Origin of the sequence: Ornithinibacillus bavariensis, from assembly GCF_050433565.1 — a bacterium.
GTDB lineage: Bacteria > Bacillota > Bacilli > Bacillales > Amphibacillaceae > Ornithinibacillus > Ornithinibacillus bavariensis.
This window is the reverse complement of sequence record NZ_JBNPWZ010000001.1, coordinates 71,957-89,474: the sequence shown is the minus strand read 5'-3', so window position 1 is coordinate 89,474 and position 17,518 is coordinate 71,957. Positions and strand designations below refer to the sequence as shown.

Below are 17,518 nucleotides of genomic sequence, written 5' to 3'. Positions count from 1 at the left end.
ACTTATTATACTACTATTATTTTTATATTGCATCATTTTTTTATAAAAAATTGTTTAAATTTATCGGAAATATCTATTTGTATTTATTTCTTATTTCTCAGTATACAGGCGCTATAAGGATTGTTAGTGCTTACATTAAATGATTATAGCCATTCCAAATTTCCGTCTCTTTAATTATCAGAATGTTCGTGTCGCTAAATATCAGTTTTTTTTAATTATTTGCATGATTTGTTTGTTTTGAAAAACAATTTCTATTCCTAACTATCTATAAAATCATTAACTAATATTGTTAACTTTGATGAAAACAAAAAAAGTGGCTTCTTTTAAACAAGAAACCACTTTCTTCTTATATACTACTATAATTATTTTTTAGTTTTTCCCATAAAGATGGCATGCCACCCAATGCTCTGGTTCATGCTCTATAAATTTAGGTTCAACCTTTGAACAAATTTCCATAGCCATAGGGCATCTCGTACGGAAACGACATCCGCTTGGTGGATTAATCGGACTAGGTACGTCCCCTTCTACAATAATTCTTTCTCTTGTACGCTCAATTTGCGGATTAGCTATAGGTATTGCACTTAATAATGCTTGTGTATACGGATGAAGAGGTGTTTCGTACAATTCATTACTAGGTGCCACTTCAACTAGGTTCCCTAAATACATTACGCCTACACGATCACTTATGTGCTTCACCATAGATAAATCATGCGCGATAAATAGATAAGTTAGGCCTCTTTCCTTCTGTAGCTTTTTCATTAAATTAACAACCTGTGCTTGAATCGAAACATCAAGTGCAGAAATAGGCTCATCTGCAACAATGAAATCCGGATCTACCGCTAAAGCTCTTGCTATACCTATACGCTGACGTTGACCACCACTAAACTCATGCGGATAGCGATTACCATGTTCAGCGTTTAATCCAACGGTTTCTAATAATTCATTTACTCGCTTTGTTCGCTCTTCCTTTGTCTTTGCTAAACCGTGTATATCAATACCCTCAGCTATGATATCCTTTACAGTCATTCTAGGATTTAGTGATGCATACGGATCTTGAAAAATCATCTGCATACTTCGAGTTAAATTCTTTAATTCTTTTTTTGACTTTTTCTCATGTACACTTGCACCCTTGAAACGAACCTCACCCGCAGATGCCTGATAGAGCCCCATTATTGTTCTTCCAGCAGTTGACTTACCACAGCCAGATTCCCCGACGAGCCCAAAGGTTTCACCCTTATATATATCGAAGGTCAAGCCGTCGACAGCCTTTAAAATATTTTTGCGATCTACTTTAAAATGTCTTTTTAAATCCTTTATCTCAACTAGCGTTTCCTTTGTCTTAGCCATTTACCTTCGAACCTCCTACATTTGCAAATTCTGGTGGTTCTACTTTTGGAGCACGTTCATCCAATAACCAACATGCGGTTTTTTGGGTGCTTGAAAGCTCATAGTATTCAGGCATATGTGATCCACACGCCTTCATTGCATATGGACAACGAGCTGCAAAAGGACAACCTTTTGGTGGATCTGCTAAATCTGGCGGTGATCCAGGAATTGCCTTCAACTCCTCATCATGATTGTCTAATCTTGGCATAGACCCGAGTAGTCCCCAGGTATATGGATGTCTAGGATTATAAAAAATTTCATCAACTGTACCAGTCTCTACAATTTTCCCACCGTACATAACTGCTACACGATGTGCTGCATTGGCAACAACCCCTAGGTCATGAGTAATGAGAATAATAGCAGTTCCAGTTTCCTTTTGCAATTCTTTCATTAAGTCTAGGATTTGCGCTTGAATGGTTACATCAAGTGCTGTAGTCGGTTCATCCGCAATGAGTATTTTCGGATTACATGCTAGAGCAATCGCAATCATTGCACGCTGTCGCATTCCCCCAGAAAACTCATGGGGATACTGATTGATTCGTTTTTCTGGAGTTGGAATTCCTACTAATTTAAGTAGTTCTACACCACGGTTATATGCTTCCTTTTTAGCCATGCTATGATGTTTAATAAGTCCCTCAGCAATCTGCTTTCCAATTGTCATTGTAGGGTTTAGTGAAGTCATTGGATCTTGAAAAATCATGCCAATTTCTTTACCGCGAATACTTTCCATTTGTTTTTCGGACTTCTGTGTAATGTCTTCTCCATTGAATAGAATGGATCCACCCACAAATTTACCTGGTGGCATTGGAATTAAGCGCATAAGCGATTGTGCGGTTACACTTTTTCCCGAGCCCGATTCCCCTACGATAGCTAATGTCTCTTCTTCATGTAAATCAAACGATACATTACGAACCGCCTTTACCTCAGCTTTATAGGTATCGAATGATACGGAAAGGTTTTTAACGCTTAGTATTTTCTTCATTACGTATCTCCCCCTATTTTCGCCCTTTCGGATCAAGTGCATCACGCATACCATCACCAATTACATTAAATGCCAGCATCGTTAAGCAAATAAAGAATGCTGGGAAAAATAACTGGTATGGATAATATTGAAATGCTCCTATTGCATCACTAGTCATAACTCCCCAGCTTGCATGTGGCATTGGAACACCTAACCCTAAAAAGCTTAAAAATGCTTCAGTAAAAATGGCATTAGGTACTGTTAAAGTTAACGTAACAAGAATTGGCCCTAGGGTATTTGGAATAAGATGCTTGAATAGTAATCTGGAATTACTTGCGCCTAGAGAACGGGAGGCTAGTACATACTCTTCCGAACGGAGCTGCATCACCTGACCGCGGACAATTCTCGCCATATTGATCCATCCCGTTATGACCATTGCGATTATCATTGTCCAAATTCCTTGTCCCATTAAAACCATTAACAAAATTACTACAAGTAAATATGGTAATCCATACAATATGTCCGCTATTCGCATCAAGTACTCATCCACTTTTCCACCAAAATATCCAGCAACGGCACCCCAGATCACACCAATTATTAAATCTAGAAACGCCGCCATTAAACCGATAAATAAGGAGATTTTTGCTCCTTCCCAGGTTCTAGCAAAGATATCTCTTCCTAGTGTATCTGTTCCAAACCAGTGATCCTTTGACATTGTCTGGTTTGTTGCCATTAAATCATTATCTTTAAAGTTATGACCTGACATTTTTGCGCCATTAAAAGCCATAATTCCAAGTAACAATATGACAAAAATTCCTGCTAGGGCTAATTTATTTTTACGGAATCTTCTCCATGCATCCTTCCAATAAGATGTACTTTTGCCAGAAATTTTTTCTAGCTCTGCCTTGTTCGTCAGTAGTGGTTCGAAATCTGTACTGGTAAGTTGTGGATGTGCCATTACTTTTCACCACCCTTTGCTGTAAGTTTAATTCTCGGGTCAATTAATCCATAAATTAAATCTACGATTAATACAGAAAAGAGTAATAAGATACCAAAGAATACGGTCGTCCCCATAATTACGGTATAGTCTCTGTTTGTAATACTAGTTACAAATTCACTTCCTAGACCAGGAATACCAAAAATTGTCTCGATGATAAAGCTACCCGTTAGAATACTTGCTATTAATGGACCCATGTACGAGATAACCGGTAACATAGCATTTCTGAGTCCATGTTTATAGGTGACAACGCGTTGACTCATACCCTTTGATTTTGCAGTTTTAATATAATCTGAGTTTAAAACATCTAGCATACTAGACCTCATTAAGCGAGCTATAAATGCTAAAGGAGTTGTAGCTAGTGCCACGGCTGGTAAAATAGTATCTGCGAAGGACTCCATCCTTGCAACTGAAAACATTTCTAGCTTTATTGCAAAAACGTATTGTAGGATAGATGCCATGATAAAGCTGGGGACAGAAATACCTAAAACCGCTATTACCATTGCTATATAGTCACTAAACTTATTGTGTCTTATTGCCGCAATCACACCCAGCAGGACACCAATGCCAAGTGCAATAAACATTGCCTCCAGTCCTAAAACTAATGAATAAGGAAAACTTCTAAATATAATATCTGTCACTTCTTGTCCAACAAATTTAAAGGAAGGGCCAAAGTCAAATGTAAATGCATTAACAACATACTCAATGTATTGTTTATGAATTGGATCATTTAATCCATAGGCTTCATTCATTTGCTGTTCTAAAGCGGGTGGAATTCTTCTTTCCGATGCAAAGGGACTTCCTGGCGCTAATCGCATTAGTACGAAGGTTGCAGTTATAATTAAATACAAAGAAAGCAGAATATAACCGATTCTCTTCAAAATATACTTTCCCACAATAACACCTCCAAGTAACGTGAACCTAAAAAAGAGGTGAAACGATCCACCCCTTGACCATTCCCTTTTCCATTTCAAGAAAAGAGAATAATAACCTTGTGTTTATGCAAAAATACAGTTCTTTTGCATTTCTAAAAAGGAGTAATTGTTTCTTTTTGCATGTATACATATATTCAGTATAATTCTCTAAATTTCTTGAAAAGCCTTGTCCTTACAAGTTACAAAAGGGTTGTTATGCTATTAATGGAAGTAACCAAGATAGAGAACAGTATATCTGTTTCCTATCTTGGTTTAACTTCAGCATTTTTATATCAAGCTACTATTTTTCGATATATCCCCACTTGTACTGTGCATCTCCAAGTCCGGATACTTCTATACCCTTGACATAGTCTTTTGCAGTCCATACATTTGTATAGAAGTAAATTGGTGCGATTGGCAGAGCTTCCATGAAAATTGCTTCTGCTTCTCTTAGAATAGCTTTACGAGCAGCAGGATCTGTTTCTGTTCTGGATTTCGCTAAAAGCTCCTTGTATTCAGCATCCTCCCAGTTTGTATAGTTGTTTCCACCAACAGACTGGAATATTTCTAAGAAGTTGATTGCATCGTTAAAGTCTGCTAACCATCCCATACGTCCAACCTGGAAGTTACCAGATCCCATTGTGTCGAGATATACGTTCCACTCTTCGTTATTCAGTTCAACTTCAACACCTAGGCCCTTACTCCACATATCTTGTATCGCTTGAGCAATAACAGCATGTGCTTCATCCGTGTTGTATGAAAGCTTAATTTTTGGTAACTTATCTAAGTTTAGCTCTTCTAAGCCTTTTTCTAAGTATTCCTTCGCCTTTTCTACATCATTGTCAGCGAAATACCCTTCCTTGCTTTCTTCCCAAATCGAAGGTGGTACTAACGCCATTGCTGGTATTTGCTCTGACTTTGTGATGTTTTCTACAATACCTTGACGGTTAATTGCAAGAGCAAATGCTTTACGAATATTTGGATTGTCGAAAGGTGCTTCTTCCGTGTTAAATGCATAGTAATACACACCTGCAAGAGGAGTGATGTTTAATTTACCCTCTTCTTTCAACTTTGGTCTAGCTGCAAGTGGTACTGAATCAGTTGGAGATCCAACCCAGTCCAAGTCACCAGCATTAAACATTTCTAGAGCAGTATTTTCATCTTCAATCATATACATATTAATTGTTTCAAGTTTCACAGTGTCAGCATCCCAATATGTTGGGTTCTTCTTAAGTACAATTTTATCTTTGTGAGACCAGGATTCTAACAAGAATGGACCGTTTGATACATAAGCATCACTTGCTTCAAGAGCCCATTTATCGTTCCCATCAACTACATTTTTATTAACAGGGAAATAAGTATAAAATGCTGTTAGATCAAGGAAATATGGAGTTGGTTGTTCTAGTGTAACTTCCAAAGTCTTGTCATCTTTCGCTTTAACCCCTACTTCATCTAATGATCCGCCTTCTTCTTTCGCTTTTTGAGCACCTTTAATTACATATAATTGATAAGCGTAATCTGTATCTGCATTAGCTGGGTCTAATACCCATTTCCAAGCATATTCAAAATCATGAGCTGTTACTGGGTCACCGTTAGACCACTTTGCATCATCACGAATCGTAAATGTATACGTTAATAAATCATCAGAAACTTCTGGTTCTGCCACTGCCATTGCAGGCTCAGGCACACCTTCCTGATTAATACGCATTAACCCTTCAAATACTTGGTAAAGAACTGCACCAGAAGTAGTATCTGTTGCAAGACCAGGATGCAATGAAGGTGGTTCACTCTTTATATTGACATTTAGAACTTGTTCCGCACCTTCTGAAGCGCTTCCTTCATTCTCACCAGAATTTTCACTTTGCTCATTATTATTCTTCTTTTCACCACCAGTTTTGTCTCCGCCACAAGCAGCTAAGACTAAACCTAGACCAAGAATAAGAGCAAATAGTAATGACCACTTTTTCCAATTCATGTGTTTAGACCCTCCTATTAATTAAATGTTCTAACAATTCAGTCCAAAACTTGAACTTGGTTTTTATTATACAACCTATTATAAAATATTTCATCTGTTTTTTTAAAATATTTATTTAATTAATATTATTTCATTTATTCATATATGACTAAATAATCATGATAGGTGGAATTATTAGTTATTTATTCCCAGGACCTTTTACCGAAAAAAAGGCTATTTCCAAAATATACCCTTTAATCGGCTGCATTTTAGAAATAGACCTTCTAGTAATAAGATAAAACATTAGTATATAACTGTATTTACCCAAATATATTAGCAAAAAATTTACTTATAGCATCGAATAGTTGTTTAAAAAAGTTTCCAATATTATCCCAAAATCCTTCATCTGCAATTAAGTCTTCAATTTTATTTTGGACTTTAGAGGCAATATCATTTAATTGACTTTTCACTTGATCAAAATTAATATTCAAATCTCTCATTTTTTCAAACAAATCTATCAACATTTGACGATCCTTTTCACTTAAAGAGATTTCTAGTTTATCTAATTGTTCTTTTACAATTCTTTCTATATCATCTACAGTTGCAGGATTTTGTTCAGCAATTGCTTGTTTAATCTGCGTAATTAATTCACTTACTTGTTCCTTGCTAAGGCCAGCGCTAGAAACTAAATCCGTTGCTACATTAAGCTCTTCATTAGCAAGCGCCATCCGTTCCTTATCAAGCTGTGCACCTTCTTCATCATATGCTTTATATATTCCAGTTAGGGCCGAATGACCTGATACCTTTACAGGTGAAGCTACAACTACGCTAGCATTCTCAACCCCTGCTGTAAGCAGAGCATTGGCATACATTTCACTCGTAACTTCAGTGATATTCTCAGGGGTAATAATCGATACATTTAGTCCTTTCCCTTCTTCCTCTATCGTTATCTTTGCAGAAGAGAACATCCTTGATTTGGAATTTCCCCCTATATATTTTGCCAAATCTTCCCCTGTTACTGTATATTCATCCACCATATTTGAATCTGTAACTTCTAATAGTTTTTTCGTCTGAGTTTTCTGATCGTCTGTTAGATTTCCTCCATAAACAACAATCGGTACCCCTAGCTTTTCATTAATGCCTTCATCAGCACTTACTGGCACCACGAACACTGTTAGCAAACTTATTATTAAAGTAAACAGAGCTGTTAGCTTTATATATTGTTTCATCATCGTTAGCTCCTTTTCCTTCCATTTTATTTACTCACTTGCTTGTCTATTAAAATATTAACTTATTATCTTGATTATACCTAATATCAAAAAAATAACACTCCTAAACTATAAGTATAATACTTTAAATTTATTTCGGTTTTCGTTATATTTAGGTTACGAAATAATTTTACAGAAGGAAGGACATACAAATTAATACTGAAGTAGACGTCAAACGGAATTTAGTCATCATGTGGTTTGCAAACTTTTTTATCTCCGGAAGCACCACAATGGTTATCCCATTTTTATCCTTATATATTGCTTCCCTTGGAAATTTTTCAAATGTTTATATTCAAAATTGGGCAGGGTGGGTATTTTTAGTAACTTTCATCGCTGCATTTTTCTTTTCCCCAGTATGGGGAAGAGTTGGAGATAAATACGGAAGGAAAAAACTATTAATTTTCTTTGCTAGTGGAATTGGTCTTTCTGTATTTTTAATGGGGTTTGCTACCAGTGTTTGGCAATTATTTATTCTACGGTTATTAATGGGGATTTTCACGGGATTTATCCCTATGTCTCAAGCACTTATTGCAACACAAACTCCTAGGAAAAGTGCTGGGAGGGTACTAGGAACATTGCAGACCGGTAGTATAACTGGTTCGTTAATGGGACCTCTATTGGGTGGTGCATTAGCGGATATGTTAGGTTTTTCAACTACGTTTAAATGGACTGCGATTACGATTATTCTTTCTGCACTTATTGTAGCCTTCGGTGTAAAGGAACATCGTTTAGAAACAGCAGAAGGGAATGATCATCGATCCTATTCACGGAAGGAAGTATTACTCCATATTATTAGGCACCCAGTTTTACTAGTGGTCATGATTATTTCGACTCTTGTACAGATTGCACACTTTAGTGTTCAACCCATACTTTCCTTGTATGTAGAGGAGATCCATGGTCCAGCTAGTATTGCATTTTTCTCTGGAATCGCGTTCTCAGCAGCTGGTGCTGGTAATTTACTCATGTCTCGTAGATGGGGAAAGTTAGGTGATCAACGAGGATATATTAAAATATTGATCGGGTTATTATTTATGGCAGGTATTGTCTACCTACCAGGTGCATTTGTCACCTCTATTTGGCAGCTAGTTATCGTGCGGTTTTTATTAGGTGTATCGATCGGAGGAATTATCCCCCTGCGAATTGCCTATATTCGTCAAGAAGCACCTCTTTCCATGCAAGGAGAAGTGCTAGGCTATAATACAAGCCTACGTTTCCTAGGTAACATTATTGGTCCAGCACTTGGCGGGTTAATTGCAGGACTTTATGGTATATCTACCGTATTTTTTGTAACGAGTGCCATACTAATTCTGAGTGGTATATTTTTATTAGCTGCTTGGTATAAGCATGAGTATACAGACCAAAAACGTTCACTTTCTACCCGTTATTGATTATAGTTTATGTATAAAGCATGAAAATTGATAAAATCTAATGACAATGATATGATTCAGTCCTATTCCTATTTAATTCTGAAAGAAAGTGATGCCATATGGGTATTGTCGTAGTCGAAGTATGTGATGGAAATGCTATCACAACATTAAATATAGAAGAAATACTGGAAAAAGAGTTTCCCGAGGTTGCAGTACTTACTAGTGACTGTTTATCCTTTTGTGGATTATGCCGAGTAAAGCCATATGCTATCGTAAATAACAGACGTATTTTCGGAAAGACTCCGGAAGAGTGTTTAGATAAAATTCGCACAGCAATCAAAGAAGAACTAGCCATTTATCAATAGGCTAGTTCTTTTTTTGATTTTTTTTAGTGATCATTTGTTGCAACTCGTTCCTGTGGTGTGAGAGCACTTTATTGTCTTAATCTAGGTGATAAAATTGTATTGGCTACTTTATTTTATAGCTGGGCTGATTTTCGGGTGCCAATACTTACTTTGGTTACCGATTTCTATGGATGAGCTGATTTTTGGGAAGCAATATGCGCTTTGGTTACCGTTTTTTATGGCTGAGCTGGTTTTTGGGGAGCAATACGCGCTTTGGTTACCGTTTTCTATGGATGAGCTGGTATTTGGGGAGCAATATGCGCTTTGGTTACCATTTCTCTTGGCTGTGCTGATTTTCGGGTGGCAATACTTACTTTGGTTACCGATTTCTATAGATGAGCTGATTTTTGGGAAGCAAAACGCGCTTTGGTTACCATTTCTCTTGGCTGTGCTGATTTTCGGGTGGCAATACGCGCTTTGGTTACCGTTTCTCTTGGCTGTGCTGATTTTTGGGTGGCAATACTTACTTTGGTTACCGATTTCTATGGCTGAGCCAGTTTTTGGGAAGCAATATGCGCTTTGGTTACCATTTTTCTTGGATGTGATTTTCGGTAGGTAATCCTCGCTTTAATTACTGTTTCTCATGACTAAGCCGATTTGCGGAACAGCATTTCTACATTCCGGCTATCTTTTTCCACACAAAAAATCGACAAATTATTTCCTAGGAAATAATTTGTCGAAACACTTATTATAGACTCGCTTTAAAAATGGCTATGGAATCTTGCTTGGTAAGCTTTTTAAATACGCCATATTCTGGTCTAGCAACAACTGTTTTGTCTGCCATTAATTCAATAGAACTTTCGTCGATACCGTAGTCAGAGAGCTTAGATGGTGCACCGATGCTATTCCAGAATTCACGGAGTTTATTGATTCCTTCAATTGCAACCTCATGATCAGATTTACCATTAGCATCCACTCTAAATACTCGCTCTGCTAGTTGCTTAAATCGTCCAACATTTTCTTCATCTAATACATGCTTCATCCAATTAGGGAATAAAATAGCAAGTCCTCCACCGTGTGGGATATCGTGAACTGCACTTACTGCATGTTCTAAATTATGGGTTGCCCAGTCACCACGGAATCCCATGTTCAACATGTTGTTAAGTGCTAATGTACCAGATAGCATAATGGTTTCTCTTAGCTCATAATTTTCTAAATCAGCTAACAGCTTTGGTGCTGTTTCCATCACTGTAATCAGGATGGATTCACAGAATCGGTCCTGAACTTTTGTATTAGTCTCAAGATGAAAATAATGCTCTAGTACATGAGACATCATGTCTACAATTCCATAGATCGTCTGATCCTTTGGCACAGAAAAGGTATGCACCGGATCAAGAATAGAAAATCTAGGAAACGTATATGGGGCGATTCCCCAGCCATGCTTTTCATTTAATTCCCAATTTGTAATAACAGAGCCACTATTCATTTCTGATCCAGTTGCTGAGATAGTTAGGACAGTCCCAAATGGAAGTGCATCATGTGCTGATTCCTTTTTAGTGATGATATCCCACATATCGATTTCTGTTTTTGCACCAACTGCAATGGCCTTCGTACAATCAATGGTACTTCCTCCACCAACAGCTAGAATAATCTCAATTCCTTCGTTCTTACAAATTTCCACTCCTTTACGGACAGTAGAGATTCTTGGATTGGGTTCAACTCCTGGGAGCTCAAACACCACTGCATTTATTTCAGCTAGTTTAGCCATTACGCTGTCATAAATCCCATTCCGCTTAATGCTACCGCCACCATAAACAAGAAGCACTTTTTTTCCATATTGCTTTACTTGATCTGGCAGGGCATCTAATTGTCCTTTACCAAAAATAAGTTTTGTAGGATTGTAATATGTAAAATTGTCCAATTAGTGTTCCTCCTTCTTATTTAACAACTATCGCATCAATTTCAACTAAAACATCCTTCGGTAACCTACTAACCTCAACGGTTGCACGTGCTGGATATGGTTTTTGTAGATAGCTACCATAAATTTCATTAACAGTAGCAAAGTCATCCATTGAGGATAAGTAAATAGTAAATTTCGCTACATTAGAAAAGTCTGTCCCTGCTTCTTCCATTATATGCTTTAAATTTTCCATCACTTGCTTCGTTTGCGCTTCGATACCCGATACAATCTGACCACTTGCTGGTTCGATTCCAATTTGCCCTGAAATAAATAGCATATTCCCTGCTTCTATCGCTTGTGAATACGGCCCAATTGCCGCTGGTGCTTTTTCTGTATGAATCTCTTTTCTCATTATTTATCCTCCTTGAAAGGTATTATTCTTTTTTTATGATTACTCTTCTTCCGTCATTTCATCTGCGTATCTCATCACAGATTGTACATAATATATGTCTCCATAACAGGCATTATACTGTTTTGCTTCTTTTCGTAGACAGCTATATATGGAAGGATCTTTTGCATTCTGATACATCTTCCTTGAAAACTCAATTGCAACTTCTTGATTAAATTGCTCCCCAGTGTCCTTAACATATTGAATAAATCCTTTGCCAAAGTTGTAGGATTGTATGGCAAGCTTCAAGTCATAATTTGCTTCTTTTAATGTTTCAGAGAAATAATATACCCCCTGCTTGATAGACAATTCCGGATCTTGAATACAGCCAATGCTTCCACAGTAGCTTTCTGAAGACTGCATTGGATCATTTCCCCTGCCTCCCGATTCTTGCATCATCATAGCCAGGATTATGTCAACATAGTCCTCAACATCATACACCTTCGCATACTTTTCTACAGTGGGCTTATAGGTAAGAACTGCATGATGTACTATTGGCTGTTCATTCGGACGATTTGTCAAAACCGATAGCATTATAAAAACCACGGTTATCGTTAGCATTAATAAAACTGTCTGCTTCCATGCCTTCTTCGTATTCCTTTTCATTCTCCCTCTTCCCATCTGTTAACATGGTTATCCACAATCCCTTCGACAGAACATGTCAATATCTCGTATTATTTTTTATTTTTCCATACAAAATATTGGGGTTATCCTCAACCTATCCACAAAATGTGGATAAATTAATGATGCTGTGTCTTTTTCTTAAATAGCACCTTATCTCTCCATTTTCCATAACGAAAATATAGAAAAGCAAAAACACTACTAATGATAAAGCTTAAGCCCATCCCGATTGCAATTCCTGTATCTCCATACAGTTTGGAAAACAAATAAGATAATGGATATCTTAAAATCCAGAAAGAAATAATGTTTAATATCAGTACGGAATACATAGCACCTGCCGCCCGGACTACACCATTCAAAATAAAATTAATACCTAAAAAAGGATAGCAAAGTGCGATGATTCGTAAATATTTCGTAGCAAACTGAACTGCCGCTTCCTCTTGTATAAATAATTTCACCGCATATTCAGCGAATAAAACTACAAGCACCCCAATAGCAGCCATTATTGCAAAATTATAGATGACCCCATTCTTTGCAATTTTAGCTACACGGTCCCAGTTTCGCACACCAATATTTTGACCAGCCATACTGCCGACAGCAGTACCTAAAGCGTGTGCTGGGAGCATAATAATACTATCTAATCGTCCAGCAGCACCAAAACCTCCTACGACTGATGGTCCAAAAGAAGTAACCACGCTCATAATTGCAGCTGAGCCAGCCGAAATTACAGACATTTGAAGGCCAGATGGGATACCTAAATTTAATATTAGTTTTATTTCATTCCAGCTTGGTAATCTTGGTATCATAAATGGTGCTAGTTTGTTCCGAAGCACATAGAAAACCCCATACATAAAGGCAAATCCCTGTGAAATAATGGTAGCATATGCTGCACCTTTTACACCCCAGTCAAATGCAGCTATAAACAATGGATCCATTACTAAATTCACTAAAACTGCAATAAAAACAAACCGTAGCGGTGTTTTACTGTCTCCCAAAGCACGAAGTACGGTACTAATGAAATTATAGCCAAATAAAAACAGCATCCCAAGGAAGTTAATCTGTAGATAAGCAGTAGCTAGTTGTAACAATTCTCTTGGTGTACCAAGTAACTGAAGCAATCCCTTTGCACCAAAAAAACCTGCTATTCCTAATCCAATCGACATTATTGACATTAGTACAACAAATGCATTCAAATAACGTTTCAATCCATCCTCATTCTTTTTCCCCTTTTGCTGGGATAGAATGGTTAATGCTGCATTATTTAACCCAATAATAAACGAAAGAACAGTAAAAATTATCGTCCCAGAAACGGCAACAGCTCCTAGTGCATGTGCTCCGAGAAGATTACCAACCCATAGACTATCGATTAATTGGAAAGAAGTTTGCAATAAATTGGCCAACATGATTGGCCAAGAAAAGACAATTAACTGCCTCCAAATATTCCCTTGTGTAAAATCATGTTGCCGTTTCATTTCAAACAACCCTTCCTCCTATTTAATCTAATAAATATTTTAACATGAAATAACAAAAAGGGTAGAATCCTCCTTCAGGGAGATTCTACCCTCTTTCCTTATGCACCCTTGGCTTCCACAGGCTGACCAACACCTTGATCTTTTTTAAAGATAAATTGGTAAGCAATCATTCCAATAAATAAGACTAATCCTATCGCATCAGAATACCCTTCTGGATACATCAATAATAATCCAGTAATAACAGATAAGATACGTTCTATCCAATTAAGGCCTTTATACCAGTATCCAATTAAACCGGCACCCACTGCTATCATTCCTGTAAATGCTGTAATAAAGATCCAGACTATACCTAACCATGATGCATCAATCATAAGCATTTGTGGATTTAAAACGAACATATATGGAATTATGAACGCAGCTATCGCCAATTTCGAGGCGTTAATACCAGTTCTAATTGGTTCCCCTCCAGATATACCCGATGCCGCAAATGCTGCAAGAGCAACCGGTGGAGTAATATCAGCCACAATACCAAAATAAAAGACAAACATATGCGCAGCTAAAACTGGAATTGCAAAATCAAGTTGATCATTTAAAGCTAGTATTGCCGGTAATGCAATTGTTGATGTAATAATATAATTAGCTGTTGTTGGTGAGCCCATACCGATAATGATCGATGTAATCATCGTAAATAAAAGAGTCAGTAAGAGCTGGACATTCACATTACTTGTTAGAGTACCAGCCATATCGACTATCCCATTTCCAAGCTTAAGGCCAAGACCAGTCTTCGTCACTACCCCAACGATTATACCAGCACAGGCTGTTGCTGCCGCTACCCCTAAAGCAGTTCTTGCACCAGAAGTTAGCGCGTCAACGAATTTTCTTGGTGTTATTCTTGTTTCCTTCATGAAAAGACTAACCACTACAGCGGAGAGAATACCTAAAAGAGCTGTTCTCTCAATACTGTAACCCAAGAATAGGAAAATAATAATGACAAAGATCGGTATTAGTAAATGTATTTTTTTAAATACTTCCTTCTTTGAAGGTAATTCTTCTTTCGGTAGTCCAACCAATCCCGTCTTCTTCGCTTCTAGATGTGTCATAATCCAAATACCAGAGAAGTATAAAATAGCTGGAATAATCGCTGCCTTCGCTATTTCCCAATAAGGAACCCCAGCAAATTCAATCATTAAAAATGCTGCAGCACCCATAATCGGTGGCATAATTTGGCCGCCGGTAGACGCGGCGGCTTCAACAGCGCCAGCGAATTCCTTTTTATACCCTAGTCTTTTCATTAACGGAATTGTGTAAGCCCCAGTCGTTACCGTGTTCGCTACTGAGCTACCAGATATCGTTCCGTTTAATGCACTGGAGAAGATTGCAACCTTTGCCGGGCCACCAGTCCTCCTCCCTGCTATTGAAATTGCAAGGTCGTTAAAATAGGTTCCTACCCCAGTCTTCACTAAGAATGCTCCAAATAACAAGAATAGGAAAATAAATGTCGATGATACCTTAAGAGGTGTACCGAGAATACCTTCTGTGGTAAAGAACATTGTTTTTACCAATTGGTTCAAATTTAATCCTCTATGTGCAAACATGCCTGGCATGTACGGGCCTAGTAAAGCATATAGCAATGCAACACCAGCTATTATCGTAATCGGTAGACCGACCGCACGTCTAGTTGCCTCTAATACAAGTAATATAGCAAGGCCACCTATGAAAACTTGAACGGTACTAATCGATCCAATGTTCTTTACAAGTGAATCATAAAAAATAGGCCAGTATAAACAAACGATAAAAGAAATTAATGCTAAGGCATAGTCATACCATGCAATCCTATTTCGATTCTTATTTCCTTTTTTACTTGCCGGAAACAATAGAAAAATTAAAACTAAGGCAAAGCCTAAGTGAATCGTTCGTTGAATATAGGCAGTATATGCACCGAAGAAACCTGTATATAGCTGAAATAATGAAAATGATATCAGAAGCGTGAATATAATAATAGCAGCAATACCAGTAACATTTCTCTGATTGGATTCTGTATCATACTTTTGCATTAATGCCTCTTGTTCTTCCAGTGTCAATTGTTCTGTCACGAGTTTTTTCTCTTTACTCATGGATTTTCACTCCTTTCAAAAGTTGCCATAAAGAAAGTTTATCAACTTTTATCGTAAAACGTGCCCCAGGCTCAAAGAAATCTTTAAACCACACCATATGACTAAAATCATCTCCCCACACTAATCGATGACGGGGAACAGTTTTTCCATTCCGTAAATTAATAAAAGGAAAGACCCGGTCCATATCTTTAATATGAATTTTCCCATCCTCATATATAATAGTTCCACCTTCATCAGCATCCGAAGGCATCCCAATACCATAATGTTCATAAATAAGCTCCGTTTGTTTGATGGAATGATCTGGTAAAGCTTCGTATATTTCTACTACATCAGTTAAGTGGATGGAATGAGTGTAAATAATTTGAAATGTGTCACCTTCCTCGATTGGAAGGTATGCCTCAACATGACTTGTATTCTCTCTGTAAAATACTAAGGCAGTTCGAAATGGAACAAAAAGTGTCAATGACAGGATAAACAGTAGGAGAAAACCAATAATGAATCTTTTTAGTAAAAGCTTTTGCATGCTGTCACAACCTAAAAAATGGACAGACCGGCTTCAAGCCCTAAATAGGCAGGTAGCCGGCCACCCTCCAACAAATTTAAATTACGAGTTATTTAGTCTAATAGACCTTTTTCCTTATAGTACTTTTCTGCACCTGGGTGTAAGTCAATACCAATACCATTAAGAGCAGTGTCTAAAGAAATTAACTTACCTTTTGCATGCGTAATTTTACTTGTATTTTCATAGATTGCTTTTGTAATTTCATATACATCATCTTCTGATAAGCTATCTGTTACAGCTAGCATCGCAAGAACAGCTACAGTTGTAACATCGCTCTCCAATTTGTAAGTACCTGCAGGAATTGTATCTGCTGCATAGTAAGGGAATTGCTTCACTAGCTCATCGATTTTATCCTGGGCAATTGGAACAATCGTAATTTCGTTCGTTGCAGATAAACCTTCTACACTACCAGTTGGCGTACCAGCTGTAATGAAGGCAGCATCAATGTTACCATCTTGGATTCCACCAGTAGACTCATCGAAGTCTAGCTTTTGTGCTTTAATATCTGTTTCAATATCTAAGCCGTGAGCTGCTAAGATTTGCTCTGCATTAACATAGGTACCAGAGCCTGGTGCACCAACAGATACTGACTTACCTTTTAAATCCTCAACAGAGGTAATCCCTGAATCCTTCGTTGTTACGATTTGAATAGTCTCTGGATATAAAGAACCAATTGCTAATACATTGTCGATAGCCTTTCCTTCAAAGGCGTTAATACCATCTGCCGCATTTGACATAACATCTGTTTGCGTGAAGGCAATATCAGCCTCCCCTTCTGCTAATGCCTCAATATTCTCTGCGGAAGCATTTGAAGTAGAAGGTGTTACTGTTGTATTTGTTTGATCTGAAATAATATTAGAAATTTCTCCACCTAATGGATAATAAGTACCACCAGTACCGCCTGTTAACATCGTTAATTGCTTACTTCCGCCACAAGCTGCTAGTGCTAACGATAGAACTAGTAATATAGCGAAAGAAAGAATATACTTCTTTTTCATAGAAATTCTCCCCCTTTATTTAATAACCTGACTATTATTCTACTGAACAATCCCTACAATTGTCAAACTATTGTTGAAACTGGAAGCGCTATAATTACTGAAAACACTATTAAATAAGGCTTTATTGATGTATTATAATTTTATTTTAAATTATCAAAATAATATGATATTATTGACTCAGCTACTTACTTTCTTTTTGCTATGATTAATTA

16 protein-coding genes are annotated in these 17,518 nt (G+C 37.3%); 3 read left to right on the top strand and 13 right to left on the bottom strand.

Features of this window, described 5'->3' with window-relative positions; translation table 11 throughout:
- Positions 1-369 precede the first annotated feature (369 nt).
- The 6 genes from HNR27_RS00415 to HNR27_RS00390 all read right to left on the bottom strand — a co-directional run bounded on the left by HNR27_RS00415 (position 370) and on the right by HNR27_RS00390 (position 7,441).
- Complete coding sequence (locus tag HNR27_RS00415; protein ID WP_429338393.1) at positions 370-1,347, bottom strand: ABC transporter ATP-binding protein; 978 nt, start codon at positions 1,345-1,347, stop codon at positions 370-372.
- Positions 1,340-2,368: an ABC transporter ATP-binding protein gene (locus tag HNR27_RS00410; RefSeq protein WP_429338392.1), complete on the bottom strand. Its 1,029-nt coding sequence runs from the start codon at positions 2,366-2,368 to the stop codon at positions 1,340-1,342. The genes HNR27_RS00415 and HNR27_RS00410 overlap by 8 nt, the downstream gene beginning before the upstream one ends.
- Before the next feature lie 13 nt (positions 2,369-2,381).
- Positions 2,382-3,305 (bottom strand): ABC transporter permease, encoded by a 924-nt coding sequence (locus HNR27_RS00405; protein WP_212920259.1) that lies wholly within the window; start codon positions 3,303-3,305, stop codon positions 2,382-2,384.
- Complete coding sequence (locus tag HNR27_RS00400) at positions 3,305-4,240, bottom strand: ABC transporter permease (RefSeq protein WP_212920258.1); 936 nt, start codon at positions 4,238-4,240, stop codon at positions 3,305-3,307. Before HNR27_RS00400 ends, HNR27_RS00405 begins: the two co-directional genes overlap by 1 nt.
- Positions 4,241-4,559: 319 nt before the next feature.
- Positions 4,560-6,233, bottom strand: coding sequence for a peptide ABC transporter substrate-binding protein (locus HNR27_RS00395; RefSeq protein WP_212920257.1), 1,674 nt, complete (start codon positions 6,231-6,233; stop codon positions 4,560-4,562).
- 299 nt (positions 6,234-6,532) lie between these two features.
- Complete coding sequence (locus HNR27_RS00390) at positions 6,533-7,441, bottom strand: DUF1002 domain-containing protein (RefSeq protein ID WP_212920591.1); 909 nt, start codon at positions 7,439-7,441, stop codon at positions 6,533-6,535.
- Positions 7,442-7,671: 230 nt separating this feature from the next.
- Between HNR27_RS00390 and HNR27_RS00385 the strand changes: the two genes are divergently transcribed.
- The 3 genes from HNR27_RS00385 (at position 7,672) to HNR27_RS00375 (ending at position 9,810) form a co-directional block, all read left to right on the top strand.
- Positions 7,672-8,868 carry an MFS transporter gene (locus HNR27_RS00385; RefSeq protein ID WP_429338391.1) on the top strand — a complete coding sequence of 399 codons (1,197 nt, stop codon included), beginning with the start codon at positions 7,672-7,674 and terminating at the stop codon, positions 8,866-8,868.
- Positions 8,869-8,966: 98 nt separating this feature from the next.
- A complete protein-coding gene (locus HNR27_RS00380) occupies positions 8,967-9,212 on the top strand; it encodes a YuzB family protein (RefSeq protein WP_212920255.1) in 246 nt (81 codons plus the stop codon).
- A 94-nt stretch (positions 9,213-9,306) separates the two neighbouring features.
- A complete protein-coding gene (locus tag HNR27_RS00375) occupies positions 9,307-9,810 on the top strand; it encodes a hypothetical protein (protein WP_429338390.1) in 504 nt (167 codons plus the stop codon).
- Between the two features lie 129 nt (positions 9,811-9,939).
- Here HNR27_RS00375 and HNR27_RS00370 read toward each other — a convergent pair whose 3' ends face one another.
- From HNR27_RS00370 to HNR27_RS00340, 7 genes are all read right to left on the bottom strand, one after another.
- On the bottom strand, positions 9,940-11,112 hold the full coding sequence (locus HNR27_RS00370) for an iron-containing alcohol dehydrogenase (protein ID WP_429338389.1): 1,173 nt from the start codon (positions 11,110-11,112) through the stop codon (positions 9,940-9,942).
- Positions 11,113-11,128: 16 nt separating this feature from the next.
- Complete coding sequence (locus HNR27_RS00365; protein WP_212920252.1) at positions 11,129-11,503, bottom strand: RidA family protein; 375 nt, start codon at positions 11,501-11,503, stop codon at positions 11,129-11,131.
- A 39-nt stretch (positions 11,504-11,542) separates the two neighbouring features.
- A complete protein-coding gene (locus HNR27_RS00360; protein WP_212920251.1) occupies positions 11,543-12,145 on the bottom strand; it encodes a lysozyme family protein in 603 nt (200 codons plus the stop codon).
- Positions 12,146-12,279: 134 nt separating this feature from the next.
- Positions 12,280-13,632 (bottom strand): MATE family efflux transporter, encoded by a 1,353-nt coding sequence (locus tag HNR27_RS00355; RefSeq protein WP_212920250.1) that lies wholly within the window; start codon positions 13,630-13,632, stop codon positions 12,280-12,282.
- 98 nt (positions 13,633-13,730) lie between these two features.
- Positions 13,731-15,746 (bottom strand): TRAP transporter permease, encoded by a 2,016-nt coding sequence (locus tag HNR27_RS00350; protein ID WP_429338388.1) that lies wholly within the window; start codon positions 15,744-15,746, stop codon positions 13,731-13,733.
- Complete coding sequence (locus HNR27_RS00345; protein WP_429338387.1) at positions 15,739-16,269, bottom strand: DUF1850 domain-containing protein; 531 nt, start codon at positions 16,267-16,269, stop codon at positions 15,739-15,741. The genes HNR27_RS00350 and HNR27_RS00345 overlap by 8 nt, the downstream gene beginning before the upstream one ends.
- 92 nt (positions 16,270-16,361) lie before the next feature.
- Positions 16,362-17,306: a TAXI family TRAP transporter solute-binding subunit gene (locus tag HNR27_RS00340; RefSeq protein WP_429338386.1), complete on the bottom strand. Its 945-nt coding sequence runs from the start codon at positions 17,304-17,306 to the stop codon at positions 16,362-16,364.
- Positions 17,307-17,518: the final 212 nt, after the last annotated feature.

Excerpts from the sequence above, each read along its gene's own strand:
- HNR27_RS00415 (WP_429338393.1), bottom strand. The coding sequence starts at position 1,347 with ATGGCTAAGACAAAGGAAACGCTAGTTGAGATAAAGGATTTAAAAAGA.
- HNR27_RS00410 (WP_429338392.1), bottom strand. The coding sequence starts at position 2,368 with ATGAAGAAAATACTAAGCGTTAAAAACCTTTCCGTATCATTCGATACC.
- HNR27_RS00405 (WP_212920259.1), bottom strand. The coding sequence starts at position 3,305 with ATGGCACATCCACAACTTACCAGTACAGATTTCGAACCACTACTGACG.
- HNR27_RS00395 (WP_212920257.1), bottom strand. The coding sequence starts at position 6,233 with ATGAATTGGAAAAAGTGGTCATTACTATTTGCTCTTATTCTTGGTCTA.
- HNR27_RS00390 (WP_212920591.1), bottom strand. The coding sequence starts at position 7,441 with ATGAAACAATATATAAAGCTAACAGCTCTGTTTACTTTAATAATAAGT.
- HNR27_RS00385 (WP_429338391.1), top strand. The coding sequence starts at position 7,672 with ATGTGGTTTGCAAACTTTTTTATCTCCGGAAGCACCACAATGGTTATC.
- HNR27_RS00380 (WP_212920255.1), top strand. The coding sequence starts at position 8,967 with ATGGGTATTGTCGTAGTCGAAGTATGTGATGGAAATGCTATCACAACA.
- HNR27_RS00365 (WP_212920252.1), bottom strand. The coding sequence starts at position 11,503 with ATGAGAAAAGAGATTCATACAGAAAAAGCACCAGCGGCAATTGGGCCG.
- HNR27_RS00360 (WP_212920251.1), bottom strand. The coding sequence starts at position 12,145 with ATGAAAAGGAATACGAAGAAGGCATGGAAGCAGACAGTTTTATTAATG.
- HNR27_RS00355 (WP_212920250.1), bottom strand. The coding sequence starts at position 13,632 with ATGAAACGGCAACATGATTTTACACAAGGGAATATTTGGAGGCAGTTA.
- HNR27_RS00350 (WP_429338388.1), bottom strand. The coding sequence starts at position 15,746 with ATGAGTAAAGAGAAAAAACTCGTGACAGAACAATTGACACTGGAAGAA.
- HNR27_RS00345 (WP_429338387.1), bottom strand. The coding sequence starts at position 16,269 with ATGCAAAAGCTTTTACTAAAAAGATTCATTATTGGTTTTCTCCTACTG.
- HNR27_RS00340 (WP_429338386.1), bottom strand. The coding sequence starts at position 17,306 with ATGAAAAAGAAGTATATTCTTTCTTTCGCTATATTACTAGTTCTATCG.